The sequence below is a fragment of the Pseudomonas sp. MAG733B genome, from assembly GCF_036884845.1.
Lineage (GTDB): Bacteria > Pseudomonadota > Gammaproteobacteria > Pseudomonadales > Pseudomonadaceae > Aquipseudomonas.
Window position 1 is genome coordinate 3,796,196 of the sequence record NZ_CP145732.1, and the last position, 25,754, is coordinate 3,821,949.

General features: G+C 61.0%; 20 protein-coding genes and 1 tRNA gene. 16 read left to right on the forward strand and 5 right to left on the reverse strand.

The genetic code is table 11. The annotated features are described in order from the left end of the window. The first annotated feature begins 1 nt into the window (after position 1). Positions 2-97, forward strand: a tRNA-Sec gene (locus V6Z53_RS17440). Positions 98-189: 92 nt separating this feature from the next. Beyond that, complete coding sequence (locus V6Z53_RS17445) at positions 190-1,269, forward strand: AI-2E family transporter (protein ID WP_338580849.1); 1,080 nt, start codon at positions 190-192, stop codon at positions 1,267-1,269. A 38-nt stretch (positions 1,270-1,307) separates the two neighbouring features. On the opposite strand, the gene V6Z53_RS17450 is transcribed toward V6Z53_RS17445, so the two are convergent. Then, a complete protein-coding gene (locus V6Z53_RS17450; RefSeq protein WP_338580850.1) occupies positions 1,308-1,955 on the reverse strand; it encodes an MliC family protein in 648 nt (215 codons plus the stop codon). A 219-nt stretch (positions 1,956-2,174) separates the two neighbouring features. Between V6Z53_RS17450 and V6Z53_RS17455 the strand changes: the two genes are divergently transcribed. Next, complete coding sequence (locus V6Z53_RS17455) at positions 2,175-3,620, forward strand: mechanosensitive ion channel domain-containing protein (protein WP_338580851.1); 1,446 nt, start codon at positions 2,175-2,177, stop codon at positions 3,618-3,620. Between the two features lie 84 nt (positions 3,621-3,704). Here V6Z53_RS17455 and V6Z53_RS17460 read toward each other — a convergent pair whose 3' ends face one another. Next, positions 3,705-4,823 carry an acyl-CoA dehydrogenase family protein gene (locus tag V6Z53_RS17460; protein ID WP_338580852.1) on the reverse strand — a complete coding sequence of 373 codons (1,119 nt, stop codon included), beginning with the start codon at positions 4,821-4,823 and terminating at the stop codon, positions 3,705-3,707. Continuing rightward, entirely contained in the window at positions 4,820-5,962 is a 1,143-nt protein-coding gene (locus tag V6Z53_RS17465; RefSeq protein ID WP_338580853.1) for an acyl-CoA dehydrogenase family protein, read from the reverse strand. The genes V6Z53_RS17460 and V6Z53_RS17465 overlap by 4 nt, the downstream gene beginning before the upstream one ends. A gap of 143 nt (positions 5,963-6,105) precedes the next feature. Here V6Z53_RS17465 and V6Z53_RS17470 point away from each other — a divergent pair, with 143 nt between their 5' ends. Both V6Z53_RS17470 and V6Z53_RS17475 read left to right on the forward strand, forming a co-directional pair. Beyond that, positions 6,106-6,891: an enoyl-CoA hydratase/isomerase family protein gene (locus V6Z53_RS17470; RefSeq protein ID WP_338580854.1), complete on the forward strand. Its 786-nt coding sequence runs from the start codon at positions 6,106-6,108 to the stop codon at positions 6,889-6,891. Positions 6,892-6,901: 10 nt separating this feature from the next. After that, a complete protein-coding gene (locus tag V6Z53_RS17475; RefSeq protein ID WP_338580856.1) occupies positions 6,902-7,552 on the forward strand; it encodes a TetR/AcrR family transcriptional regulator in 651 nt (216 codons plus the stop codon). Between the two features lie 9 nt (positions 7,553-7,561). Here V6Z53_RS17475 and V6Z53_RS17480 read toward each other — a convergent pair whose 3' ends face one another. Then, the gene (locus tag V6Z53_RS17480; protein WP_338580857.1) at positions 7,562-10,252 is read right to left on the reverse strand and encodes a LuxR C-terminal-related transcriptional regulator; all 2,691 of its coding nucleotides are present in this window, start codon (positions 10,250-10,252) and stop codon (positions 7,562-7,564) included. 156 nt (positions 10,253-10,408) lie between these two features. Here V6Z53_RS17480 and V6Z53_RS17485 point away from each other — a divergent pair, with 156 nt between their 5' ends. From V6Z53_RS17485 to V6Z53_RS17515, 7 genes are all read left to right on the forward strand, one after another. After that, entirely contained in the window at positions 10,409-11,821 is a 1,413-nt protein-coding gene (locus V6Z53_RS17485; protein WP_338580858.1) for a coniferyl aldehyde dehydrogenase, read from the forward strand. Positions 11,822-11,892: 71 nt separating this feature from the next. Further along, entirely contained in the window at positions 11,893-12,978 is a 1,086-nt protein-coding gene (locus V6Z53_RS17490) for a Zn-dependent alcohol dehydrogenase (RefSeq protein ID WP_338580859.1), read from the forward strand. A gap of 91 nt (positions 12,979-13,069) precedes the next feature. Next, positions 13,070-14,266 carry an acyl-CoA dehydrogenase family protein gene (locus V6Z53_RS17495; RefSeq protein WP_338580860.1) on the forward strand — a complete coding sequence of 399 codons (1,197 nt, stop codon included), beginning with the start codon at positions 13,070-13,072 and terminating at the stop codon, positions 14,264-14,266. A 10-nt stretch (positions 14,267-14,276) separates the two neighbouring features. Continuing rightward, positions 14,277-15,419 (forward strand): acyl-CoA dehydrogenase, encoded by a 1,143-nt coding sequence (locus V6Z53_RS17500; protein WP_338580861.1) that lies wholly within the window; start codon positions 14,277-14,279, stop codon positions 15,417-15,419. 157 nt (positions 15,420-15,576) lie between these two features. Continuing rightward, entirely contained in the window at positions 15,577-16,326 is a 750-nt protein-coding gene (locus tag V6Z53_RS17505) for an electron transfer flavoprotein subunit beta/FixA family protein (protein ID WP_338580862.1), read from the forward strand. Further along, the gene (locus V6Z53_RS17510; protein ID WP_338580863.1) at positions 16,326-17,255 is read left to right on the forward strand and encodes an FAD-binding protein; all 930 of its coding nucleotides are present in this window, start codon (positions 16,326-16,328) and stop codon (positions 17,253-17,255) included. The genes V6Z53_RS17505 and V6Z53_RS17510 overlap by 1 nt, the downstream gene beginning before the upstream one ends. 56 nt (positions 17,256-17,311) lie before the next feature. Next, positions 17,312-18,646 carry an MFS transporter gene (locus tag V6Z53_RS17515; protein ID WP_338580864.1) on the forward strand — a complete coding sequence of 445 codons (1,335 nt, stop codon included), beginning with the start codon at positions 17,312-17,314 and terminating at the stop codon, positions 18,644-18,646. A gap of 48 nt (positions 18,647-18,694) precedes the next feature. On the opposite strand, the gene V6Z53_RS17520 is transcribed toward V6Z53_RS17515, so the two are convergent. Next, positions 18,695-21,430: a LuxR C-terminal-related transcriptional regulator gene (locus tag V6Z53_RS17520; protein ID WP_338580865.1), complete on the reverse strand. Its 2,736-nt coding sequence runs from the start codon at positions 21,428-21,430 to the stop codon at positions 18,695-18,697. Between the two features lie 302 nt (positions 21,431-21,732). On the opposite strand from V6Z53_RS17520, the gene V6Z53_RS17525 reads away from it, so the two are divergent. The 4 genes from V6Z53_RS17525 (at position 21,733) to V6Z53_RS17540 (ending at position 25,633) form a co-directional block, all read left to right on the forward strand. Further along, positions 21,733-22,824 carry an acyl-CoA dehydrogenase family protein gene (locus V6Z53_RS17525; protein WP_338580866.1) on the forward strand — a complete coding sequence of 364 codons (1,092 nt, stop codon included), beginning with the start codon at positions 21,733-21,735 and terminating at the stop codon, positions 22,822-22,824. A 35-nt stretch (positions 22,825-22,859) separates the two neighbouring features. Then, positions 22,860-24,047 (forward strand): lipid-transfer protein, encoded by a 1,188-nt coding sequence (locus V6Z53_RS17530; RefSeq protein WP_338580867.1) that lies wholly within the window; start codon positions 22,860-22,862, stop codon positions 24,045-24,047. Between the two features lie 58 nt (positions 24,048-24,105). Continuing rightward, on the forward strand, positions 24,106-24,936 hold the full coding sequence (locus V6Z53_RS17535; protein ID WP_338580868.1) for an SDR family NAD(P)-dependent oxidoreductase: 831 nt from the start codon (positions 24,106-24,108) through the stop codon (positions 24,934-24,936). A 124-nt stretch (positions 24,937-25,060) separates the two neighbouring features. Then, positions 25,061-25,633, forward strand: a complete 573-nt coding sequence (locus V6Z53_RS17540) for a DUF2889 domain-containing protein (protein WP_338580869.1) — start codon at positions 25,061-25,063, stop codon at positions 25,631-25,633. The last annotated feature ends 121 nt before the right edge of the window (positions 25,634-25,754 follow it).

Here is a 25,754-nt window from a genome sequence, read left to right on the forward strand (position 1 = left end):
AGGAAGGTAATCGCGCCCGGTGGCGCGGCCGGGCTTCAAACCCGGTTGGGGACGGCATCCGTTCCCGGGCAGGTTCGACTCCGGCTACCTTCCGCCATTACTCCTCGCGCTGACAAGCGAAAACAGACTTAACGTCTATGCTGGGCTTACCAGCTTCCTACCTTCACAGTGAACTGCCAGGAGAACTCCATGGAGCCCATGCCGCTGTCAGAGAAGGCCTTGTCCCGCGGGTTGCTTGACGTGCTGATCCGCGCCGGACTGATCGTCGTTCTGGTGCTGTTCTGTTTTGAAATATTCCGCCCGTTTCGTGACCTGATGCTGTGGTCGGTGATCCTGGCGATCACCTTGTACCCGCTGCAACAAAAACTGAAAGGCCCGTTGGGGCAAAAGGATGGACGCATTGCGACCGTGATCGTGCTGGTTGCGATCATCATTCTGATGGTGCCGATTTACCTGCTGGGCACATCGATCGCCGACTCCGTGGAAAACGCCATGAGCGTGGTCAGGGACGAGGGCGTGCAAATTCCGGCACCGGCGCCGTCCGTGGCTGAATGGCCGCTGGTGGGCAATCAGGTGTTTGCACTTTGGCAGCAAGCGGCCACCGATCTTCCCGGGCTCACGGCCAAATACATACCGCAAATCAAGGGTGTCAGCCTCGGCTTGCTGGGCAAACTGGCCGGCGTCGGCATGGGTTTCCTGACCTTCATTTTCGCGCTGATCATCGCCGGGATTTTCATGGCTTATGGCGAAGCGGGCAGCCGCGCCTCGGTGCAGATCGCTTCGCGGGTAAGCGGGCCGGAGAAAGGCGCAAGTGTCGCCGCCTTGTGCACCGCGACCATCCGCGCCGTGGCGCTCGGCGTGGTCGGTATCGCTTTCATACAAATGTTGCTAGTGGGGCTCGGCTTTGTGTTGAAGGGCGTTCCCGGCGCCGGCCTGCTGGCACTGGCGATCCTGCTGCTGGGCATCATGCAATTGCCCGCGACCCTGATTACCGTACCGGTGATTGCCTATGTCTTCGCAACGGAAGGTCCCAACACCATCACCATTGTGTTCGCCATTTACGTCTTCGTGGCCGGTCTTGTGGACAACGTGCTCAAGCCGTTGCTGCTGGGCCGCGGCGTCGACGTGCCGATGCCGGTGGTACTGATCGGCGCCCTCGGCGGGATGGTCACCAGCGGCATAATCGGTTTGTTCATCGGCCCGGTGGTGCTGGCAGTGGGTTACCAATTGTTCTGGCAGTGGGTGCTGGACCGACCATCGGTGCAATGAGGGATCCAGTCCGGTGCCGGAACCGGACGGCATGAACATCAGCCAGTCGGCTCAGCCGTACAACTCATACCCGCTGAGCCTGGCTTCTGGAACAACGCTGTATTGCCGTCCTGCCGGAAGCTGTAGCTGCCCTGGAAATCCTTGCCGATGTATTGGGTGCCGAAATCACTCGGCACCTGGTTCAGCGTGATCGCACTTTTCGCCCAGGTCAGGTAAACGACGCCCGGTTGCGTGGTAAAGAACGTGGCGGCCAGCAGCGCGTTCAGCCCCGCACAGCGAAACGCCAGGGGGCCTTCGGTGAGTCTGTTGGGGTCTTTGGTCCTGACGATGGCCGAGCCTTGGCGCAACTGGTGCGCGCGCTTGGCATAACTTCGGATTGTGCACGCCTTGATGTCTGACTCCGAAGCGCACTGATTGCGCTCCTCGACCCAGAACTGCTGGTCGATCAGGACTTTATCCGGGAGCGGCACTGAGTGTTCATCCGTGAGCGCCAGGCGATAGAGGCGCATCAGTTCGATATCCATCTGCGCCAGTTGCGAGTCGCGACAGATCAGCTTTTCGACGGAAGCCGTTGCCGTGGCGCAGTCGTAGCTGGTGGTGAAGGATGCAGCGATGGCACAGGTGCTCGTCGCCATGCCGATGCTGGCAGCGAACACAGTGGTGAAAAAGGCTGTGACCGTTTTCATGTAGGTGTCACCCGGATCACCGTAATGCTGTGGGACCTATCGATCCTTTGAGTAGTCATTCGTTCGCGTTGGGTGTATCGCAGTGTAAGTCAGTGTTCAGAACTTGCCACATCGGCTGACGGCTGGGTGGCAGAAGGCGCTGGCGCAAACACCATGCTAGCTTTTACGGAGCGGGTCCGCGGCAGAGCGGTGATCATTGGCCTGAACTGGAGATTCCAGATGCTGTCCTTGTTCTCTGAACGTCCATTGATCTTCGGTCTGGGCTTGATCCTGATCGATATGGTGATGTGGCGTGTCGTCGGTTCCCACCGGTACACCTGGAAAGTGCTCGCGCGGCTGGTCATTTTTTTGTTGTACAGCGCGCTGTTGTTCCATGAAGGCTTGAGTCCATGGGAGCCGGCGCCCCCGATCGATGACGCACCGCTGCAATTCGCGCACACGGTGCTGCAGATCATGTGGTGGTTGTTCGGCGCGCGAACCCTCACGGTGATGATCGGCGCCGTGATGATGTATCGGGTAGGGCACACCGGGCGGCTACTGCAGGACTTGCTCGGCGCGGTGATTTTCCTGGTCGCGGTCATCGCCGCCCTGGCCTATGTGCTCAATCTGCCTGTCAAGGGGGTTCTGGCGACATCCGGTGCCTTGGCGATCATTGTCGGTCTGGCCTTGCAAAGCACGCTTAGCGATGTGTTTTCCGGAATCGTCCTGAACACCACCAAGCCCTATCAAATCGATGACTGGATCGCCATCGACGGCACCGAAGGGCGGGTGACCGATATCGATTGGCGTGCCACGTTCCTGCAAACGTCCCAGGGCAGCATGATCGTGATTCCCAACTCGATGGCAGCCAAGGCCAAGATCACCAATTTCAGCCGGCCCAGCGATATGTTCGGGGTCTCGATCAGTTTGCTCATCAGCCCGCTTGTGCGCCCGAACCGGGTGTTCGATGCGCTTGAAAGGGCTTCGCAGGGCTGCCGCATTCTGCTGACCAAACCGGCCCCCAAAGTGACGATCAAAAGCACCGGTGGCAATGGCGTGGAGTACGAAGTCAGCGGTTTCGTGGTGTCGATGGATCAGAAACGCACTGTACGCAATCAGCTGTACGATCTGGCGTACCGGCATTTGCAGGCGGCCGGGATCAACTGGTTGTCGACGGTTGAATCGGGTCTACCCCAGGCGCAGTCAAAACAACGTTCGCTGCTGGACAACACGAGTATTTTCGCGACGACGTTGAGTGAGGAAGAGAAGGATGACGTCAGCCAGAACATGACCCGGCAAATCTTTGAGCCGGGCGAAGTCATTTTGCCGGCCGGACAGGTCAGCGAACACCTGTACATCATCGAATCGGGGGTGGTGACGGTGGCTTTGAGCCGTGCAGGCGTCAAGTTCGAAGCCGGGCGCATGGGGCCGGGCGAGGTGATTGGCGAAGGCGGGATCGTCTCGGGTACGGCGCTACCGGCGGAGTTCGCCGCCCTGACGTTCTGCCATCTGTACCGGATCGAGAAGGAGTTCTTCAGGCCATGTGTGGAAGCCCGCCATGATATCGGCGTAGCGATGAAGGCGTTGTTGGAGTTCCGTCTGCAAATTGCCAGGACGATGACGCAGGAAGAAGCGAAGATCATTGAGAAAAAGGGTTTTCTGCAGTGGCTGCGCAGCCGGATGTGATCGGTAAAGGGCTGCGCGCGGTTGACGTATTGTGAACCCTGTAAAAAACGCCGCGTTTGACGCGGCGTTTTTTTTCGTCAGTTTTCAGAGCGCACGTTGAGTCAACCCGGACCAGAACCCTGTGCTGCCGGCCGCAATCGCCGCCTGGCCAAGGACTTCTGCCCACTGCGCATCACTGCCGAACTCATCCCGCCAGGACCACAAGCGGCGGGTGTTGAAGTGCAAGGTGTGTTCGTGGGTGAAGCCGATCGCACCGTGAACCTGATGCGCCACTGAAGTGGCGAGCGTTGCTGCCTCTCCGGCGCAAACCTTGGCCACGGCCACATCAAACGCCAGGCAACTGCCGTTTCCGGATTCGGTTTGCAGGGTCTCGCATGCGCTGCGCAACGCCACCTGGGTCGCCATGCGCGCGGCGGCGATACTGCCGGCCATTGCAGCCAGTTGCTGCTGAATCGCCTGGAATTTGCCGATTGCCTTGCCGAACTGCGAGCGGTCATTGGCATAGCTCACAGCCTTGTCCAGGCTCGATTCAAGGGCACCGACCAGCATGCAGGCACGCATCAGCGCACCGAACACCCAGACCGGTTCAGCCACATCCGCCAATTGCAAATGGCCGACGGCATGCACGGCAGCGTTGGAAAAATGTACGGTATCGCGCTCTTCTCCGGCGAAATTGCTGCCGGTTTCCACAGCGACCGCCGTCAGATGAAGATCGACCAAGGCAATGCGACCGGGATCGGCTACCACAGCCCAGCGACAACTGCGCGCCCAAGGCACATTGAAGGCGCGACCTTCGAGATGGCCATCCTCGCTCAACTTGAGCTCACCAAGACGTCCGGCCTGGATCAGCGTGATGGGCCCCTCCGGCACTTGCAGTCCCGCGCGGGCCAGCAGCAGCGAGGCCACCATGGTTTCGCTCAACGCCAGTGGTGCACTCCAGTAGCCAATGGCCCGCAACACCGGACTCACTTCCAGCCAACTGGCACCGCTACCACCCGATTCTTCAGGCACAAGGGCGCCGGGTAAACCTTGGGCCACCACCTGTTGCCACAGGTCGCTGGCCGCGTGACCGGTTTCGAAACGGGCGAGCAATTGGGGCGTGATCTGTTCGGCGAACAAGCCTTCTACGCTGTCGGCGATCATCGATTGCAGTTCGGACGGGGCGCCGTCGTCGGCGTGTTGAAAATTCAAAGCCTGGTTCATCGCAGTCCTAAGCCTCTGGCAATAATGCCGCGGAGAATTTCGCGGGTGCCGCCACGCAGGGAAAACGACGGGGCGGTCTGGGTCAGGTAACGCATCATCTGGTCGAGTCGGGAGTCGGGTTGGCGGACACCGCCAAACAGGTCATGGGCAAGGTCAGGCAGCGATTGCTCAAGCAGGGCCCCCTGATCCTTGACCAGCGCCGCCGGTGTGGCCGGGTTCTCACCGCGAGCGAGCATGCCGGCGACGCCCAGCGACATTTGCCGCAAAGCCGCGTAACGCGCGGCGACGCGGCCAAGGCTGACGGCGTGGCGCAGGTTCTGCGGATCGGCTGCGTCGAGCATTTCCAGATACAGTTGGGTGCAGCTCAGATAACGCTCCGGACCACTGCGCTCCAGTGCCAGTTCGGCGCCCACCTGTTTCCAGCCGTCGCCGGGCTGGCCGATGAGGAAGTCATCGGGCACGAAGACGTTTTCCAGGAACACTTCATTGAAGTCGTGCTCGCCGATCATGTTGTAGATCGGGCGAACCGTGACGCCGGGTGCCTGCAAGTCGACCAGCAGTTGCGACAGCCCCGCGTGACGGTTGCTTTCATCCTTCGGCCCGGTGCGCAGCAGGGTGACCATGTACTGGCTGCGGTGTGCGCCGGTGGTCCAGACCTTGCTGCCGTTGACCACCCAGCCGCCATCGACCTTGACGGCACGGGTGCGCACCGAGGCGAGGTCAGAGCCGACGTCCGGCTCACTCATGCCGATGCAGATCATCAGCTCACCACGGGCGATGGCCGGCAGAAAGCGCGGGGCCAGCACCTCAGGCGAGAACTTCATCAATAGCGGCCCGGACTGGCGTTCGGCGATCCAGTGCGCATTCACCGGCGCGCCGGCCGCCAGCAACTCTTCCAGCACCACATAACGCTCCAGGGCGCTGCGTTCGTGTCCGCCGTAACGCTTGGGCCACGTCATGCCCAGCCAACCGCGCTCACCCAGCTTTCGGCTGAACTCGAGGTCGGCGCCGTTCCAGTTTTTGGCGCGTTCGTGGGGTGGGAAGTCTTTCAGCGTTTCGGCGAGAAACTCACGCACTTCGGTGCGCAAGGCTTGCACCTGCACGCCAAGATGACAGGGCCGAATATCGAGTGCCTGCATGGCTTAATGCTCGTGTGAAAAAGGAAAAGGGGTTGAGGTTTTCTAACTTGCTGAACGCCCAACAAGTAAATAAGCTAACAGCAACCCCGGTGGCGAGCAAGCCGCCGTCAATCCGAAATAAATCCGTTGCTTCTGGAGTCTCCATGTCGACGCACAGCGCTTTTAACCCCGGCCGCGGCCTCACCCTGGACCTGCAAGGTCATGTCGCCACAGTCAGTTTCAATCGACCACCGCTGAATTTCTTCGATGCCGAACTGATCCAGGATCTGGCCAATACCCTGCAATTTCTCGATGACTTGCCCGAGTGCCGGGTGGTGATTCTTCAGGCCGAAGGCAAGGTGTTTTGCGCCGGTGCCGACTTTTCCGGGCCAGAGCAGTGCGATCCGCAATACCCACGCCGCGTCTACAAATCCGCCGTGCGTCTGTTTCGCAACCGCAAGCCGATGATCTGCGTGGTCGAAGGTGCGGCGATCGGTGGCGGGCTGGGTCTGGCGCTGGTGGCAGACTTTCGGGTGACCAGCGAGAAAGCGCGGTTTTCGGCGAACTTCAACCGTTTGGGCATTCATCAGGGGTTCGGGATTTCGGTTACCATGCCGCGCGTGGTCGGCGTGCAGATGGCCTCGTTGCTGATCGCCACCGGGCGTCGCATCGATGGCCGCGAAGCCGTGCGCATCGGCCTCGCGGATGTGCTGGCAGAACCGGGCCAGGAGCGGCAAAAAGCCCGCGAGCTGGCTGAAGAAATCGCCGCTTCCGCACCGGCGGCAGTCATGTCGAGTCGCGAAACCCTGCGTATGGGATTGGCCGATGCCATCGACCGGATCATCGATCGCGAAGCCAGCGAGCAGGAGTGGCAGATTGTCAGTGCCGACTTCGCCGAGGGCACTCGCGCCATGACCGAGCGCCGCACTCCAGTGTTTACAGGACAGTAAGGAATACCCGATGGAACCCGTTGAAAAAACCGCCCAGCCTGCTTCGCGTCGTACCCAGCCCGAACGTCGCGCCGAAGCCGAGCAGCGATTGCTGATCGCCGCGCGACAGATCGTCGCGCGCAACGGCTGGGTCGGCATGACGTTGTCACAGGTCGGGGAGGAGGCCGGCTACAGCCGTGGTCTGGCGACTCATCACTTCGGCAACAAGGCCGGGCTGTTGCGCGCCCTGGCGGGTTTCGTCAATACCAGCTTCATGGCGCTGGTGGCGGACAAGGCCTCGCAGTGGCAACCGGGAATGGATGCGCTCAAGGGTTTTGTCGGGGTTTATCTGGTGCGCACCGACGGCGACTGGGTCAACACCCGCGCGCTGTTGGCGTTGATGTCTGAAGCGGTGACCCAGGATTCGGAAACCGCGCAAATACTCGCCGAGTACAACCGCTCGGTGCAGCAGCATCTGGCCGGCTACATTCGCGCCGGTATCGACAACGGCGAGATTCGGGCCAATGTCGACCCGCTGGCCGGCGCGCTGCTGATCCTGGGGACTTTGCGCGGCACGATGCTGCAAGTCTTGCTCGACCCCACAGACGTCGACCTTGGGGTCTTGCATGAGCAATTGCTCGCCTTCATTGAAAACGCGCTGGCGTCCGTGCCAACGACCTGAGTTCGGGGCTTACTCCAGCAAGCCCAGGGTCCGTGCGATTGAAACCGCTTCCGTGCGACTGCTGGCGCCGAGTTTGCTGTTGATCTTGCGCAAGTGCGATTTAACAGTCAGCTCGGACAGGAACATCTTTTCGGCAATCTCACGATTGCGATAACCCAACGCCAACATGCGCAGCACCTGCAATTCACGGGCGGACAGGCTGGTTGGCGAGTCTTCCTCGCTCTTCGATTCGATTTCCTTGGCGCCACTGTTGCGCTGCAGCAACTGGCTGACGAATCCAGAGCGGATGCCCAAGGCCTCTACCTGGCCGTGAAAGGTCACCGACCAGCGTTCCAGCAGTGCCGCCAAAGGTGCGCCTTCATCAAGGAACGTGCGGACGAAGCCGACATGGCTGGCGAAACGCAGGGCCAGGGTCAGTTGCTCGAGCGCTTCCTTGTGCAGTTTCGCGCCATCGAGCGCCGTCGCCAGCAACAGGCGCAACTTCAGAGCGCGGCGGTATTGGTGACGTTGCAGGGCGATGTCCATGGCCTGACGCAGGCGTTCGATGGTGCTTTCGTCACCCTGGGCAATGCACAGGCGCTGACGCGTGATGAACGGTGCGTCGACATCGTTGGCGCTCAGCACCACCCCCGGTTGTTCCCAGTCGCTCAGTTGTTCGGCGGCGCGCATGGCGTGATCAGCGGTTTCCAGACGGTTTTCCAGGGTCGCGATGCGTGCCCGCTCCAGCCAGGCAGAGCAGAGGATGCGCGTCGAGCCGGCCACCTGGCCGAACTGGTCGAGATCGGCCAGATAGCGCATCCATGCCGCACGATCACCCTTGAGGTAGGCAATGCGTGCCTGCAACACGTGGGTGGTGATCAAGGAATCCGGCGCGGCATGTTCCTTGGCGTAAGGCAGCAAAACGTCGAGACATTGCTGCGCCTCTTCCAGTGCGTCGGTTTCATAAAGCACGACACAATGGATGGTTTGCAGCACCGGAAAACCCACCGGCGGTGTACCGGCAAAAGACTCGCGACTGCGCTGCACGGCCGTGGTTACACGGGTTAGCGCGCTGTCCAGCTGACCTTGAGTCAGATCGAGCATGGCTTGCAGTGCATCGGTGGTGTCGCGCAGGTAAGTCGTTTCACGTTGTGCTTCACGCAACCCGGCGCTGCCGAGCTTTTGCCGGGCCTCATCGTAACGACCGGTGTAAAACAGACCACAGACCTGCACAAAAGCAGTGACCCTAAATTGCAACTTGTGCTCTGGCCCCAGTTGTTCCAGCAGCTCAGTGCTGGCTGCCAGCGCTTCGGGAATACGGTCGCCGATCAACAGCAGCAACGGATGGACATAGTGGTGTTCCCCCGCGAGCGCAGGGCTTTCCAATACTTGCAGGGCATCTTTGTGGCGACGGGCATGGAGCAACGCCCACGCGTAGGCAATGCCCAGCCCCGGATGCAACTCGCGAATCTCGTTCGGAATTCGCGAGAGCCAACGCATCAACAGGCTGGCGTGACCGTTCTCCACCAGTTCGTCGATATGCAGCACCAGTTGCGCGGCGGCTTCATCCAGCAAGTCGGCGGCGAACAAATGCTCAACGGCCTCGACAGGCTGGCCGTCGGCGAAACACCAGCGCGCTGCATGGCGACGTAGCTGTTCGGACAGGCCCGGATGTTGTTCCTCAAGCGTTTGCCGAAGGAAATCGGCGAAAAGCGAGTGATAGCGGAACCATTGGCGCTCATTGTCCGTGGCGACGATGAACAGGTTGCTGCGCTCCAGATCTTCGATCATCGATTTGCTGTCGCTGCGATCGCCGACGGCATCGCACAGGGCCGGACAGAACTGTTCCAGCACGCTGGTTTGCAACAGGAACTGGCGGCATGGCTCGCTCTGCCGCGCGTACACGTCTTCGGCGAAGTATTCCGCCAACGCAACGTTGGCGCCGCTGAACGAGAAAATGAATGCGGCCGGATCGCCATGCCATTGCAGGGACAACGTGGCCAGATAGATACCGGAAATCCAGCCTTCGGTGCGCTCATGCAGACTGGCGATTTCTGGTGCGGCGAGGGACAGTTGACGCTTTTCCCGAAGGTAGCGGGTCGTCTCATCGAGGCTCAAGCGCAATGCTTCGGTGCCGATTTCCAGCAATTCGCCGCGGGCGCGTAGACGGCCCAGATTGATCGGCGGTGTGGTGCGCGTCGCAATGGCGACCGTGGCGCGGGCGGGCAACGCCTTGAGCAGGTGCTGGAAAAAATCCATGGCCGCTGGATTGTTGATGGCTTCGAACTCATCCAGCAGCACAGCGAATGACTCGTTTATCGGAGCGATGTGCTCAAGCAACCATTGCTGCGCTTGTGCGGCATCGTCGCTACTCGGCGCGCCCGCGCTGTCGGCGATCAGGCCAAGATCGCGCAGCCCCGTGTACAGAACGCTGACCAGGCGTGCCACATCGTTGTCCGCCGCGTCGAGATTGCACCACAACACCTGCCGCCCTTCAGCGAGGCAGCGTTCGCGGTACTGCTGCAGCAATGCGGTTTTGCCGTAACCGGCACCGGCGTTGATCAGGATCAGGCGTGCGCTTTCCCGTTGCGCCAGTTGTGCAAGCAGGGCCGAACGTTCCAATTGCCCGGGCAGGCTCGCCGGCGCCAGGAATTTGCTGGCGCGGATGTGCAGTTTTGCTCCCTGGGCTGGTTCGTTGGAACTACGTTCAAAACCTTCCATGCATCCTACCTTTGGTTGTCGTCGTGTCGGGGTGGCGCTTTCTAGTATCGCTCGTCATGAGCCAGATCCGATCCATGGTGCGAGCCCGCCAGTGTAGCGGCCCGATACCTGATTGACAGCTCCCCGAACCGACCATTGCATGGAAGTCGAAACACCATGAGTGCCAATGAAAACCTGTGTGCTGCCGAGATCCGCGTCATTCTCGACAAACAACGCGCCGCCTGTCTGGCCAACGAGCCGTGGACGGCGGAACAACGCTGTGAACTGATCGACCGCGCCATCGGCCTGTTGGTCGACTACCAAGGCGAAATCATCGAAGCCCTGGCCGCGGACTTCGGTCACCGCAGCCCCGATTTCTCGCGTCTGTTCGATGTGCTGGGGCCGCTGGCCTCACTGAAGTATACCAAGGCAAAAATCGCCGAATGGATGAAGCCTGACCAGCGAGCCACCGACCGTGGCGAGGCGTGGGTGCAGTATCAGCCGTTGGGTGTGGTAGGTATTCTCACGGCCTGGAATTTTCCGGGGAATATGGTCTTCAACGGTCTGGCAGGCGCATTGGCTGCCGGCAACCGGGTGATGATCAAGGTTTCGGAATACAACCCGAAAACCTCCGAATTGCTCGCGCGGATGTTCCGCTCGGTGTACGCCGAAGATGAAGTTGCGATCATTACCGGTGGACCTGAAGTCGGCCAGGCGTTCAGCAGCCAGCCGTTCGACCACCTGCTGTTTACCGGTGCCAGCAGCATCGGCAAGCACGTCATGCGCGCCGCCGCCGAGAATCTGGTGCCGGTGACGCTGGAACTGGGCGGCAAGTCGCCGGCCATCATTTCCCGCAGCGCTGACTTGAAAACCGCCGTCAGCAAAATCATCACTGGCAAACTGCACAACGCCGGCCAGATCTGCCTGGCACCGGATTACGTATTCGTTCCTGAAGAACTGCAGGACGCGTTCGTCGCCACCGTCAAGGAAGTGGTAGCCAAGCTATACCCGACGCTGCTGGAGAATCCGGACTACACCTCGGTCATCAATGCCCGCCATTTCGAGCGCCTGAACGAATACCTCGACCAGGCGCGCAATGCTGATGTCGAGTTGATCGAACTGAATCCGGCCAACGAAGATTTCAGCGGCCAGCCGCATCACAAGATCGTCCCGACCTTGCTGCGTGATCCGGGCGACGAACTGCTGGTCATGCAAGACGAAATCTTCGGTCCGTTGCTGCCGTTCAAGCCCTACAAGGATTTCGCCGAAGTGGTGGCCTACATCAACTCGCGCCCGCGTCCGCTGGGCCTGTACTACTTCGGCAACGATGCCACTGAAGAATCTTTCGTCCTCAATCGCACCACCTCCGGCGGTGTGACGCTCAACGACGTCCTGCGCCACGGCGGTGTCGAGACGCTGCCGTTCGGCGGTGTCGGCCACAGCGGCATGGGCAGCTACCACGGTTTCGACGGTTTCCGCACCTTCAGCCACGGCAAATCGGTACTGCGCGCCGCCGACGGCCCGGACCTGATGCGCCCGCCCTATGGCGAACAGATGCGTCAGATCGTCGGTTCGCTGATCAAGCGCTAAGGCGTTCCCAGTGATGACCCGAGCACCCGCCATCACCAACCGATTCCTGCTTCCAATAAGAGAATAAGAATATGAAAGCTGCCGTATTTCACAAACCCGGTACGCCACTGACCATCGAAAACGTCAGCATCAGCAAACCCGGCCCACGGGAAGTGCTGGTGCGTACCGTTGCCGTTGGCGTTTGCCATTCCGATCTGCATTTCGTCGATGGTGCTTATCCGCATCCGACCCCGGTGGTGCTCGGTCACGAGGCCTCGGGCATCGTCGAACAGGTCGGTTGCGATGTGCGCACCGTAAAACCGGGCGATCACGTGGTGACGTGCCTTTCCGCCTATTGCGGGCACTGTGAACATTGCGTCACCGGCCATCTGTCACTGTGCATTTCGCCCGACACCAAGCGCGGCGCGGACGAAGAACCACGCCTGACCTACGTACAGAAGCCGATGACCCAGTTCATCAACCTGTCGGCCTACGCCGAACAGATGCTGGTGCATGAGCACGCACTGGTCGCCATCCGCCGCGACATGCCGCTGGACCGCGCAGCGCTGCTCGGTTGTGCGGTCACCACCGGCACCGGCGCGGTGTTCAATACCGCCAAGGTTCGCCCGGGTGAAACCGTGGCCGTGATCGGTTGCGGCGGTATCGGCTTGGCTACCATCAACGGTGCGGCGCTGGCCGGTGCCGGCCGGATCATCGCCATCGACATGCTCGATTCCAAACTGGAACTGGCCCGGCAATTTGGCGCCACCGACGTGGTCAACGCCAAGGACGGTGACGCCGTGAAAATGGTCCAGGAATTGACCCGTGGTGGTGTGCATCACTCCTTCGAATGCATCGGCTTGAAGCAAACCGCCGAGCAGGCTTTCGCCATGCTGGCTCGCGGCGGCACGGCCACGATCATCGGCATGATCAAGCCTGGCCTGAAGCTGGAAATCGATCCGCTGGCGTTGCTCCACGAGCGGCGCATCCAGGGTTCGTTCATGGGTTCCAACCGTTTCCCGGTCGACCTGCCGCGTTTGACCGACTTCTACATGCAGGGCCGGCTCAAGCTCGACGAAATGATTTCGCAGCGCATCAAGCTAGAGCAAATCAACGAGGCCTTCGATGAACTGCGCCACGGCGAACTCGCACGCTCGGTCATCGTCTTCGACCAGTGATTGGCCACTGCCGTCGCGGGTACAGCCCGTGACGGACCCTCACGCCCACAAAGACCGGCCGCACGCCGGCGTATGATTATTGAGGTAGTCGATGGACATCCAGTTCAGCCCTGAGGAAGTCGAATTTCGCGAAGAGGTCCGCGCCTTTCTACGGGACCAGCTACCGGCGGATATCGCCGCCCGAATCAACCAAGGCAAGAGCGTCTGCAAAGACGATCAGGTGCGCTGGATGCGCATTCTCAATGACAAGGGCTGGCTGGCTGCAAGCTGGCCGGTGGAGCAGGGCGGCACCGGTTGGGGCGCGGTGCAAAAGCATATTTTCGACGAAGAGTGCTCAGTGGCGGGCGCACCCAGAATCGTGCCGTTCGGCGTGAACATGGTCGGCCCGGTGATCATCAAGTTCGGCACGCCCGAGCAAAAGGCGCATTACCTGCCGCGCATTCTCAATTGCGATGACTGGTGGTGTCAGGGCTATTCCGAACCCGGCGCCGGCTCCGACCTGGCCAGCCTGAAAACCCGTGCCGTGCGCGATGGCGACCATTATGTGGTCAATGGCCAGAAAACCTGGACCTCCACCGGCCATATGGCCGACTGGATGTTCTGTCTGGTGCGTACCGATGTCGAGGCGCAGCAGCAACGCGGAATTTCCTTCCTGCTGATCGACATGAAGACTCCCGGCATCACCGTGCGGCCGATCATCACCCTCGAAGGTGGTCACTACGTCAACGAAGTGTTCCTCGACAATGTACGCGTGCCGGTGCAGAACCTGGTCGGTCGTGAGAACGAAGGCTGGACCTGCGCCAAATACCTGCTCACCCATGAGCGCACGACCATCGCCGGTATCGGCATTGCCAAGGCCATGCTCGCGCGCCTGAAAAAGATCGCCAGTGTCGAGAAGCGCAACGGTAAACCGCTGATCGAGGACCCGGGCTTTCGCGCACAAATCGCCGACGTCGAAATCCAGTTGATGGCTATCGGCATGAGCAACTTGCGCATCCTCGCTGCGGCCCGCGATGGCGGCGTCCCAGGTTCGGAAAGCTCGATCCTGAAAATCAAGGGCACCGAGATCCGCCAGGCCATCACTTACCTGTTGACCAAGGCAGCGGGGCCTTATGCCGTGCCGTTGCTCAAGGACGAGTTGGGTTACGACTTCGATGGCGAGTTGCTGCACAACGCCTACAGCACCACGTCGACCTGCCAGTACCTGGAAATGCGCAAAGCCTCGGTCTACGGCGGGTCCACGGAAATCCAGAAGAACATCATCGCCAAGATGATTCTCGAACTGTAAGGGGCAGACCATGGACTTCAAACTTTCAGAAGAGCAGCAAATGCTGCAAGACACCGCTGCCCGACTGGTTCGCGACACCTACGGTTTCGAGCACCGCGAGCAATTCCGCGAAAGCGCACAAGGCTTCAGCGGCGAGTTCTGGCAACAGCTGGGCGAACTGGGCCTGACCACGGTGCCGTTTGCCGAGGCCTACGGTGGCTTTGGTGGCAATGGCGTCGATGTGATGCTGGTTGCCCAGGAACTGGGGCGTGGCCTGTGTCTTGAGCCTTGGTTGCACTCGGTGATTTTCGCCGGTGGGCTGGTCGAGCAGCTCGGCAGTGCGGCGCAGAAAAGCGAACTGCTGCCGCAGGTTGCCAGTGCGCAGCTGCAATTGGCGGTGGCTGTCGACGAGCCGCAGAGCCATTACCAGTTACACGACGTGCAGACCCGCGCCGTGGCGGTTAACGGCGGCTGGGCCCTCTCGGGACACAAGTCGCTGGTGGTGGGCGGGCAGAGCGCCGGTCTGATTCTGGTATCGGCGCGCGTCGCCGGCGATGAACGCGACGAAGCTGGCATCAGCCTGTTCCTGGTCGATCCGGCGAGTCCGGGGATCAGCATCCGCGAGTACCCGACCATGGATGGCCGCCGAGCCTGTGACCTGTTCCTCGACAATGTGTTTGTCAGTTGCGCCGCCGTGCTGGGCGCGGACGGCCGGGCACTGGATGCATTGCGCTACCAGCAGGGCCGTGCCATCGCAACCCAGTGTGCCGAAGCGGTTGGCAGCATGGAGGCCACGTGTGCGTTGACACTCGATTACCTCAAGACCCGCAAGCAATTCGGTCAGGTCATCGGCAAGTTTCAGGCTCTGCAACACCGCATGGTCGACATGCACATCGAACTGGATCAGGCGACGTCCATGGCCATGCTCGCGGCCTGTGTGGCCGACGAGTCGGACAGTCCGGAACGTAGCCGCACGCTGGCCGCTGCCAAGTACATCGTTTGCCGTGCCGCGCGTTATGTCGCCGATCAGGGCATCCAGTTGCATGGCGGGATCGGCCTGACCTGGGAATACGTCCTCTCTCACCACGCCAAGCACCTGCTGATGGTGGCTCGCCAGTTCGGCGATGACGACCATCACCTGCAGGAATACAGCGCACTCATGCAGGCGGTCTGAGTCCGGAGCCAGGGGGGAGGGTGGGCCTACCACCCGAGCCGGGCGGTGTTGGGGGCAGGGATACGCATGCACAATCTTTCTACACCACCGGATGCTCAGTCATCGCACTGGTTTGTCATTGACCGGGTCAGCTCCCGGCATTTTTTGGAGTCATCAAATGAAAGTCCTCGTAGCCGTCAAGCGCGTGGTCGATTTCAACGTCAAGGTTCGCGTCAAGGCGGACCATTCCGGCATCGACCTCGCCAACGTAAAAATGGCCCTGAACCCGTTCTGCGAAATTGCCGTGGAAGAAGCCGTGCGCCTGAAAGAGCAGGGCATAGCCACTGAGATCGTCGTGGTTTCCGTAGGGCCAACCACGGCTCAAGAGCAATTGCGTACCGCCCTGGCATTGGGGGCCGACCGCGCGATCCTCATCGAAAGCAACGATGACTTGAACTCGCTGGCCGTGGCCAAGCTGCTCAAGGCCGTTGTCGACCAGGAACAGCCGCAACTGGTGATCCTCGGCAAACAAGCCATCGACAGCGACAACAACCAGACTGGCCAGATGCTTGCCGCACTCACCGGGTTTGCCCAAGGCACCTTCGCATCCAAAGTTGCGATCAGCGGAAACACGGTGAGCGTGACCCGTGAAATCGACAGCGGCTTGCAGACCGTCGCCTTGAGCCTGCCTGCCATCGTCACCACCGACCTGCGCCTCAACGAGCCGCGCTATGCGTCGTTGCCGAACATCATGAAGGCCAAGAAAAAGCCGCTGGAAACTGTCACGCCCGCATCGCTCGGGGTGAACACGGCGTCCACCGTCACCACCCTGAAAGTAGAAACACCGCCAACCCGCAGCGCCGGGATCAAGGTCAAGTCGGTGGCGGAACTGGTCGAGAAACTCAAGAACGAGGCGAAGGTAATCTGATGACTATCCTGGTTATTGCAGAGCACGAAGCCGGCGCAATCGCCTCGGCAACCCTGAACACGGTTGCTGCGGCGCAGCAGATCGGCGGTGACATTCATCTGCTGGTGACGGGTTCCGATGTCAGCGGTGCAGCCGAGGCAGCCGCCAAAATCGTCGGCGTGAGCAAGGTGCTGGTGGCCGATAACGCTGCCTACGCCCACCAATTGCCGGAAAACATCGCGCCGCTGATCGTGGAGCTGGCCGGGGCTTACAGCCACATTCTGGCGCCCGCCACCTCCAATGGTAAAAACATCCTGCCGCGTGTTGCCGCGCAACTGGACGTTGACCAGATCTCCGAGATCATTGCCGTTGTATCGGCGGACACGTTCAAGCGCCCAATCTATGCCGGCAACGCCATCGCGACCGTGCAGTCTTCGGCATCGGTGAAAGTGATCAGCGTGCGTGCCACTGGCTTCGACGCCGTTGCCGCAGAAGGGGGCGCGGCGGATGTCGTGCACGTAAACGCCGTCCATGACACCGGCCTATCGGCATTCGTCGCCGAAGAATTGGCCAAGTCCGACCGCCCTGAACTGACCGCTGCGAAAATCGTCGTGTCCGGTGGTCGCGGCATGCAGAACGGCGACAACTTCCAGTACCTGTACTCCTTGGCCGACAAGCTCGGTGCCGGTGTTGGCGCCTCGCGGGCGGCGGTCGATGCCGGTTTCGTGCCCAACGACATGCAGGTCGGCCAGACCGGCAAGATCGTTGCGCCACAGTTGTACATCGCCGTCGGTATCAGCGGCGCCATCCAGCATCTGGCGGGGATGAAAGACTCGAAGATCATCGTCGCGATCAACAAGGACGAAGAGGCGCCGATTTTCCAGGTCGCCGACTACGGTCTGGTGGCGGATCTGTTCGAAGCAGTACCGGAGCTGGAACAAGCCCTCTGAATCAATCAACCCGCTCAACCGAGCGGGTTTTTTGTCCCACGCACAAGGAACGCAGCATGAGTCAAGCAGCGGAGCAGTACCTGCCGATAACGTCCGACTATTCAGAACAGCAAACTCGTCTGGTTTACCGCAAAGTGATTTTGCGGTTGTTGCCTTACCTGTTCCTGGCCTACGCCATCAACACTATCGACCGCTTGAACGTGTCCTTCGCCAAGCTGCGCATGGCTGAAGACATCGCCCTTACAGACGCGGCCTACGGCATCGGCGCGGGCATTTTCTATCTGGGTTACATCCTCTTCGAGGTGCCGAGCAACGTCTATCTGCAGCGCATCGGCGCCCGCGCCACGCTCACGCGGATCATGCTGCTGTGGGGCATGGTGACGGTGGCCACGGCTTTCGTGACCACGGCGAATCAACTGATCTTCGCGCGGTTTTTGCTCGGTGTGGCGGAAGCCGGGTTTTTTCCCGGCGTCATCCTGTACCTGACTTACTGGTTTCCGGCCGCGCTGCGTGCACGTATCACCGCCGTGTTCCTGATGGCGGCGATGATCGCAGGCATCGTCAGCGGACCGCTGGCCGGCACCATCATGAGCCATTTCGATGGCTGGCTGGGACTGCGGGACTGGCAGGTGCTGTTTGTTGTCGAGGGGATTCCGGCGATGTTGCTGGGGGTGTTCGGCTGGTTCTGGCTGGTCGATAAACCAGAAGAGGCGCGCTGGCTCACCGCACAGGAAAAACACGTACTCGCTTCAGCCCTCGCTCAGGGACGACCGGCAGACACTCCCAATGCCAAGCTGACTGAGGTGCTGCGCAATCCTCGCGTGTATATCGCCGGGTTGGTGTTCTTTTGTATCTACAGCGGTTCGAACACGGTGTCCTATTGGATGCCGACGTTGATTCGCGGCTTTGGCGTTCAGGACCTGAAGACCATCGGCCTGTTGGCCAGCGTGCCTTACATGTGCGCGTTGGTCGGCATGTACCTGCTGGCGCGCAGTTCCGACAAACGCCTGGAGCGGCGCTGGCACGTGAGCTTGACCCTGCTGCTGAGCGCGACCTGCTTCTTTCTGCTCGGCCCGTTCCAGGACCACTTGCTGTTTTCGCTGCTGTTCATGAGTGTCGGCGCGGCTGCCGCGTTGTCCGCTTTGTCGTTGTTCTGGAGTATTCCACCGGCCTTGCTGTCGCCTTCGGCGGCGGCGGTGGGCATTGCGGTCATCAGCTGCATCGGCGGCATGGCCGGTGTGGTCAGTCAGATCGTGGTGGGCGCGATCAAATCGGCGACGGGGGATTTGTACCTGGCGTTCGATGTGATCGCCGGCGTGTTGGTGGTGGGCGCCGTGGTGTTGCTGGTGGGCATTCCTGCCAGGCAATTGACTGAACGCGTTAAGCCGTAACGCACTGTCCGGCCCATCGCGGATTTGCCCGCGATGGGCCGTGAGCGTTCAGGAGATCCAGCCTTTCGCTCGGGCAATCGCCAGGGTTTCGGTGCGTCCCTTGGCATCGAGCTTTGCGTAGATCTTCTGCAAGTGCGATTTCACCGTGAACTCGGAGAGGAATACTTTCTCGGCGATGTCCTTGTTGCGATGCCCGGCGGCCAGCAGTTGCAGGATCTGGTATTCACGCACCGTCAGTACTTCGTGGGCACCGTTATCGTTGCGTGCGCCATCCATGTTGCCGCCGATGACACCCAGCTGTTGCAACAGCTTCTCGACGAAGGCCGGTTCGATGCCCAGTTCCTTGCAGCGAGCCTTGCCGGTTGCGGCCCAGCGTTGCAGCAGTCCGGCCAGTCGATCACCTTCCTCGATGAACGTGGCGAGGAAGCCATCATGGCTGGCCAGGCGCAATGCATCGTTGAGCGCCAGGAAGGCTTCTTGTGGTTGCTGCAGGCTGTCCAACGCCATCGCCAGAAGGATGTGCAGCTTCAGTTCGCGACGGTGATGTTGCCAGCTCCGTGCCTGCTCGATCGCCCCACGCAGCGCCTTGACCGCTGCGGCGCCTTCGCCCTGGGCAATGCGCAAACGCTGGCGGGCGATACTGGGAGTATCGACGTCATTGGCGAAGCGGATGAACTCGGGGCGATCCCAGTCGCCGGTCAGGTCCGCCGAATTCAGCGCTTGCACGGCCGTGTCCAGACGCTGTTCGAGCAATGCCACGCGAGCGCGCTCCAGCCACGCCGAGCATTCGACTCGACGCGAGCCGACCTGCCGGCCAATCTGTTCCAGCTCCACCAGACAGCGCATCCAGGTGGTGCGATCACCACGGCTGTAAGCGATTCGCGCAGTCAGCACGTGGGTAACAATCTGGTTCTCTGGAGAGCTGACCTGCTTGGCGAAAAACAGGCTACGCGACAGGTATTTCTCTGCTCCTTCAAACTCGCCGCTTTCGTACAACAGCAAGCCGTGGAGGATGTCCATCGACAGCTTGGCTTCGTGCGGCTTGCGCTGGCCGTTGTTTTGCGGACTGTCCGGCGTGCTCTGCATGCGCACGATGGCGTTGCTCAGGCGCCCCTGGATCAGGTCCAGAATGCTCTCGTTGACGCTGAAGGTATGGCGCAAAAAGCTCGAATGAATCCGTGGGTCGCGTTGCAGCGCATTCGACAACAGGTTGCGCGCTTCATCGTAACGGCCGCTGGCGACCATGTTCATGGCTACCGAGCTGGCCAGCACCATGTACAGGTGGACCTCGTCGTCGGGTATGCGTGCGAGTGCTTCGATGCCTCGACGGCAACATTCCTCGCTGTGATCGGTAACGCCCAGGTGCAGGCAATGCAGGACTTCGGTGACGTAGGCATAGGCAGGTCCCGACTGACGCTCAAGACGTTCGGCAACCTGCATGGCTTCTTTCAAACGAGTCGTCGTCCCCAGCAACCAGGCACAGACCTGATTGAGTTGCGGGTACTGGTCGCGGGTTTCCAGCGGAATGCGGTCCAGCCAGCGCAGCAGCAGACGCGTGCGGCCGCTGTCGATCAGCGTATCCAGGTGGGTGTTCAAGCCCTCGGCGGCTTCGTCCAGCAGGCCGGCGCTGAACAGGTGCTCGATGGCCGGAATCGGTTGCTTCGCCTGGAAAAACCAGCGAGCGGCCGTTTCATGAAGCGTCCTGGCCATGCCCGGATACAAGCGGTCCAGGGCGTGCCGCAAGAAACTGGCAAACAGATGATGGTAGCGAAACCACTGTTGCTGACTGTCGACCGGCACCAGGAACAGGTTGGTCCGGTCCAAATGGTCAATCATCGCGCGGCTGTCACTGCGGCCGGTTACCGCTTCGCAAAGAGGCACGCAGAACTGTTCAAGGACGCTGGTTTGCATCAGGAACACGCGGCAGTCTTCGCTCTGGCGCGCAAGGATGTCCTCGGTCAGGTACTCGGCCAGCTCAAGGTTGGAGCCGGAAAAGGATGAGATGAACGCGGCATGATCCTCGCGATCCTTGAGCGACAGGCTGGCCAGATAGAGCCCGGCGATCCAGCCTTCCGTGCGGCGGTACAGGGTTTCCAGTTCATTGTCGTGCAACGGGATTTGTCGCTTTTCGCGAATGAAGGCCATGGCCTCGTCGGGGGTGAAGCGCAGGTCACTCGGCCGGATTTCCAGCAACTGGCCACGGGCACGAATGCGACCCAGGCCAATGCCCGGCGTCGAGCGCGACGCCATCACCACGACGCTGCCCGTGGGCAATTGCTCGACCAGTTGCTGGAGAAAATCCAGGACTTCGGAGTTCTGGATGACTTCAACTTCATCAAGCAGGATGGCAAACGGCGTTGTACTGGCGGCGATCTGCTCCAGCAGGTCGCCGGCGCTGTGCTGTTCATCGCCCAGCGATTCGGCGGTCACCGGCAGCAAGCCGCGCAGGCCGTTGTCCAGTAAACCGACAAAACGTTGCAAGTCATTGTCGGCGGCTTCCAGGTTGATCCACAGCACATGTTTGCCGTTCGCCAGACTGCGTTCGCGGTATTGCTGCATGAGCGTGGTCTTGCCGAACCCGGCGGCGGCGCGGATGAGGATCAGACGGGCGGTGTCCGCCTCGGCCATTTGCTGCAACAGGCGTGAACGTGAGAGGTGGCTGTCAGCGGATTTCGGACTGGCGTATTTGATGGAGACACTTCGAGTGACAGACGTCTCGCCCGGGGCAGTTGCGCTGGAAGGGGCGACGGGCATGATCCCAGGGTTGTCCCAGTGAGCAGGCATTGAGCAAATCTCCATACAGGTCACTTGCCATTTGAACAGGGCGGCAAGGCTGACCATTTTATTATTCTGGGTCCGAGCATAGTGCCACGGTTGGCCAATGTCCGAGACTTTGGTCTAACGCGTTCCGCCCGGCGCATTGATGTGCCTCGCCCCATTATTGTGCGTTCGTCCCCTTCTGCAAACCCGCCCCCCCTGTGAGGGTGGCTCTCCTGCCACTCGGCCCGTGCAACGATTGCTGCAACACGATGGAGCGGGCTTTTCCCGTTTTCCCCTGCAATCGGGCTGTGGTGAAAGGTTACCGGATGGACGTTCAGCGCAAGATCTACCGCGAAGACCATGAAATGTTCCGCACCACCGTGCGGCGCTTTCTGGAGCGTGAATACCTGCCGGGCCGGGAACACGGCGACGATGTCGATCGCAGTGTCTGGCTGAAGGCTGGGCGCGAGGGATTGCTGTGCGTGATGTTGCCGGCGCAATTCGGTGGCGGCGGCGACTTCGGTCATGCGGCGGTGGTTCGTGAGGAGTTCGCCCGGGCCGGTGTCTGCGACGGGGCGTTGTCCCTGCATTCGGACGTTATCGCGCCGTGCATTGCCCTGCTGGGCAGTGAAGAACAGCAACGCCGCTGGTTGCCCGGCGTTTGCAGCGGCGAGGCGATTCTGGCACTTGCGGTCGCCGAGCCTCAGGGCAAATTCAAGAAAACCTTGCCCACTCAGGCTATCCGCAACGGTGATCAGTACGTGATCAACGGCAGCAAGGCCTGTGTCGGCAATGGCATGCAGGGCAACCTGATCGTGCTGGCCTGTCGCATCGGGGCGGATGAAGGCCTGAGCCTGATCATGGTCGAAACCGATCGGGCAGGATTGCATCGCTCGCGCAGCCTGCAAAGTGGCGGACAAGCCAGTGCCGCCGAACTGTTTTTCGACAACGTGCGCGTGCCCCTCGGCAACTTGCTGGGCGAGGCGGGCCGGGGTATGGAATACCTGAATCAGGCGTGGGGCCAGGAACACCTGCTGCTGGCGATTTTCGCCGCCCGGCGCCTGGAACATTTGCTCCAGCAGACCCTCGCCGATGTGCAACAGCCCGATGGCAACGGCGGTTCACGCTGGGATTTGCCGTACACCCGCCTGAAGCTGGCCGGGATCAAGGCGCGAACCGTGGGTTTGCGCATCCTGGTCGATTACTACCTCGGGGCACGCCTGCGTCACCCGTTGTCCGCCGAGCATTCGGCGATCGCCAATCTCAATGCCAGCGAAACCCTGCGCAAATGCAGCGATGAGCTCACACGGCTACGCGGCACCGGCGGCGCCTTGCGCACCCACTCCACGGCCAATGCCCTGACCGAACACGGCGGGGCCGGCAAAGCCATGCACGAAATCATTGCCCACGCGTTGTGAAATTCCCCATTCCACCGAAAAGCCAGGATCTATCCATGAGTGAAAAAGTGTTAGTAGCCGGAGTCGGCATGATCCCTTTCACCAAGCCAGGCGCGAGCCCAAGCTATATCGACATGGGCGCCGAAGCGGTGCGCATGGCCCTGGCCGACGCAGGCCTCAGCTACGACCAGGTGCAGATGGCGTTCGCCGGTTACGTTTACGGCGACACCACCTGCGGCCAGGCTGTGCTGTATCGCGTGGGCCGTACGGCGATTCCGGTGTTCAACGTCAACAACGCCTGCGCCACCGGTTCGAGCGCGCTGTACCTGGCGCGTGCCGCCGTCGAGAGCGGGCAGGTCGAATGCGCCCTGGCAGTCGGTTTCGAACAGATGCGTCCGGGGCCGACCCGTTCCAATTTCGACGACCGTCCGTTGCCCCGTGGCGACTACCTGCCGATCCAGGACGAATTGTGCGGCGATGCCGGTGACATTCCGCGCAACCTGATCACCTTCGGCGGTGCGGGCCGTGAGCACATGCGCAAGTACGGCACGCAAATGAGCACCTTTGCCGCGATCCGCGCCAAGGCCAGCCGCCATGCCGCCAACAACCCGTTGGCGCTGTTCAAGAAAGTCGTGACCACCGAAGAGGTGATGAATGACCAGCTCATGTGGGAAGGCGTGATGACCCGCATGATGGCTTGCCCGCCAACCTGTGGCGCTGCCGCCGCGATCATCTGCTCGCCGGCGTTTGCCCGCAAACATGGCCTGCGCACCGACGTGGCGATCCTCGCCCAATCGCTGGTGACTGACCCGACGGAGTCGTTCGAGCCGAAAACCATGATCGGTTTCGTCGGTTCGTACATGGCCGAGCGCGCCGCCAACGAAGTCTACGAAAAGGCCGGTGTTGGCCCGCAAGACATCCGTGTGGTCGAGCTGCATGACTGCTTTGCCCACAACGAATTGCTGACCTACGAATCCCTTGGTCTGTGCCCGGTCGGCGGCGCCGAGAAATTCGTGCTCGACGGCGACAACACCTACGGCGGGCGAGTGGTGACCAACCCGTCCGGCGGTTTGCTTTGCAAAGGCCATCCGCTGGGCGCTACGGGCCTGGCGCAGTGCTACGAGTTGAGCCATCAGCTGCGCGGCACCGCCGGAGCGCGGCAGGTCGAAGGCGTGCAGCACGCGTTGCAGCACAACCTCGGCCTGGGTGGCGCCTGTGTCGTCACGCTGTTCGGCAGGAACTGAATCCCTTTGGCCGCGCGCCGTCGCGGCCTTTTTTCAACACTCAAACAAGAAGAACACCATGGAAAAAACACTCGAAGGTAAAGTCGCCATCGTCACCGGTTCCGGTCGCGGCATCGGTCGCAGCGTGGCGCTGAAATTCGCCGAAAAAGGCGCACGGATCATCATCAACGACCTGGACGAAGGTCCGGCCAATGAAGTGATCGCTGAAGTTCGCGCCCTGGGCAGCGATGCCGTCTCCTGCATCGGCAACGTCTCGGCGCCGGACTTTGGCGATCGCATCGTCAAGACCGCACTGGATGCGTTCGGTCGACTCGACATCATCGTCAACAACGCCGGCTTCACCTGGGACAACGTGATCCAGAAAATGGGCGATGAGCAGTGGGACGCCATTCTCGACTGCCACCTCAAGGCGCCGTTCCGCATTCTGCGCGCGGCTTACCCGTACTTCCGCGAAGCCAGCAAGGCCGAGGCCGAAGCCGGGCAGGAAGTGTTCCGCAAAGTGGTGAACATCTCGTCGGTGTCGGGCACCCAGGGTAATGCGGGCCAGGTCAACTATTCCTCGGCCAAGGCCGGCATCATGGGCATGACCAAGACGCTGGCCAAGGAGTGGGGCCGCATGAAGGTCAACGTCAACTGCGTGGCTTTCGGTTTCATCGAAACCCGCCTGACCCAGCCAACCACCGAAGAAAAAACCGTGCAGGTCGAAGGCCGCGACATCAAGGTCGGCGTGCACCCGGATCGCATCCTCGCCGCCAGCCGTGAAATCGCCCTGGGTCGTCCGGGCACTGCCGAAGAGGCAGCCGGTTCGGTCTACATGTTCTGCATTCCGGAATCCGACTACGTGACTGGCCAGACCATCATTTGCGGCGGTGGTCGCGGCGGATTCTAAGCAACCGACGGGCTCATGACTGCCGCGAACCGGGCTTGGGGGAGGGTACTGCTCCCGGCCTGTCAGCGGCGGTTCATTTTGCACGCTGCCTCTGTGCACTGGCCATAAGAGAAGGAGTCCAATGATGACTACCACTGCCGAAGATTCACCCGACCGTATTCTGCTGCATACTCGCGAAATCACTTGCAAGGGCTATCAGCGCAGCGATGGCCTGTTCGATATCGAAGGGCGTCTGCAAGACCTGACCAACGAACCGACGGATCTGCCGTTTCACCACCTGGGCCATGGCGGCACCATTCATGACATGCGCCTGGTGATGACATTCGATGCCGACATGGTCATCCGCCACGTCACCGCACAGACAGCCACGGGCGCCAGTCCTTTTTGTGCCGGTGCAGCCCCGGCCTATTCCGCGTTGGTGGGGCTGACGATAGCCTCCGGTTTCAAGCAAAAACTCAAAGCGATTGTCGGCGGTGCAAATGGCTGCACGCACATGACCGAATTGCTTGAACGCATGGCGTCGACGGCGATGCAGACCATCTTTTCCACCTACCGCACTGAAGCCACCCGTCGCAGAGCTGCCAGCGCGCAACGGGAAATCGCCGTGCGGCCGTGGGTGATCGGTACGTGCCACGCCTACCGTGAGGATGGCGAAGCAGTAAAACTGCTGTGGCCGCAGGGATTACCCAAGTCCTGACGAGCGTGCGAATGAACGGTGCGCATTGTCCGGTCGATACCAAAGCCGTATCGGCAAACGACGCGTCTGGCCTTACAATGCGTAGCGACATTTCATACAGCGCGGAGGGCGCTTTACTCCC

What these genes read in the sequence shown, in the direction of transcription:
- V6Z53_RS17445 (WP_338580849.1), top strand. Translation starts at nt 190, where the DNA reads ATGGAGCCCATGCCGCTGTCAGAGAAGGCCTTGTCCCGCGGGTTGCTT.
- V6Z53_RS17450 (WP_338580850.1), bottom strand. Translation starts at nt 1,955, where the DNA reads ATGAAAACGGTCACAGCCTTTTTCACCACTGTGTTCGCTGCCAGCATC.
- V6Z53_RS17455 (WP_338580851.1), top strand. Translation starts at nt 2,175, where the DNA reads ATGCTGTCCTTGTTCTCTGAACGTCCATTGATCTTCGGTCTGGGCTTG.
- V6Z53_RS17460 (WP_338580852.1), bottom strand. Translation starts at nt 4,823, where the DNA reads ATGAACCAGGCTTTGAATTTTCAACACGCCGACGACGGCGCCCCGTCC.
- V6Z53_RS17465 (WP_338580853.1), bottom strand. Translation starts at nt 5,962, where the DNA reads ATGCAGGCACTCGATATTCGGCCCTGTCATCTTGGCGTGCAGGTGCAA.
- V6Z53_RS17470 (WP_338580854.1), top strand. Translation starts at nt 6,106, where the DNA reads ATGTCGACGCACAGCGCTTTTAACCCCGGCCGCGGCCTCACCCTGGAC.
- V6Z53_RS17475 (WP_338580856.1), top strand. Translation starts at nt 6,902, where the DNA reads ATGGAACCCGTTGAAAAAACCGCCCAGCCTGCTTCGCGTCGTACCCAG.
- V6Z53_RS17480 (WP_338580857.1), bottom strand. Translation starts at nt 10,252, where the DNA reads ATGGAAGGTTTTGAACGTAGTTCCAACGAACCAGCCCAGGGAGCAAAA.
- V6Z53_RS17485 (WP_338580858.1), top strand. Translation starts at nt 10,409, where the DNA reads ATGAGTGCCAATGAAAACCTGTGTGCTGCCGAGATCCGCGTCATTCTC.
- V6Z53_RS17490 (WP_338580859.1), top strand. Translation starts at nt 11,893, where the DNA reads ATGAAAGCTGCCGTATTTCACAAACCCGGTACGCCACTGACCATCGAA.
- V6Z53_RS17495 (WP_338580860.1), top strand. Translation starts at nt 13,070, where the DNA reads ATGGACATCCAGTTCAGCCCTGAGGAAGTCGAATTTCGCGAAGAGGTC.
- V6Z53_RS17500 (WP_338580861.1), top strand. Translation starts at nt 14,277, where the DNA reads ATGGACTTCAAACTTTCAGAAGAGCAGCAAATGCTGCAAGACACCGCT.
- V6Z53_RS17505 (WP_338580862.1), top strand. Translation starts at nt 15,577, where the DNA reads ATGAAAGTCCTCGTAGCCGTCAAGCGCGTGGTCGATTTCAACGTCAAG.
- V6Z53_RS17510 (WP_338580863.1), top strand. Translation starts at nt 16,326, where the DNA reads ATGACTATCCTGGTTATTGCAGAGCACGAAGCCGGCGCAATCGCCTCG.
- V6Z53_RS17515 (WP_338580864.1), top strand. Translation starts at nt 17,312, where the DNA reads ATGAGTCAAGCAGCGGAGCAGTACCTGCCGATAACGTCCGACTATTCA.
- V6Z53_RS17520 (WP_338580865.1), bottom strand. Translation starts at nt 21,430, where the DNA reads ATGCCTGCTCACTGGGACAACCCTGGGATCATGCCCGTCGCCCCTTCC.
- V6Z53_RS17525 (WP_338580866.1), top strand. Translation starts at nt 21,733, where the DNA reads ATGGACGTTCAGCGCAAGATCTACCGCGAAGACCATGAAATGTTCCGC.
- V6Z53_RS17530 (WP_338580867.1), top strand. Translation starts at nt 22,860, where the DNA reads ATGAGTGAAAAAGTGTTAGTAGCCGGAGTCGGCATGATCCCTTTCACC.
- V6Z53_RS17535 (WP_338580868.1), top strand. Translation starts at nt 24,106, where the DNA reads ATGGAAAAAACACTCGAAGGTAAAGTCGCCATCGTCACCGGTTCCGGT.
- V6Z53_RS17540 (WP_338580869.1), top strand. Translation starts at nt 25,061, where the DNA reads ATGACTACCACTGCCGAAGATTCACCCGACCGTATTCTGCTGCATACT.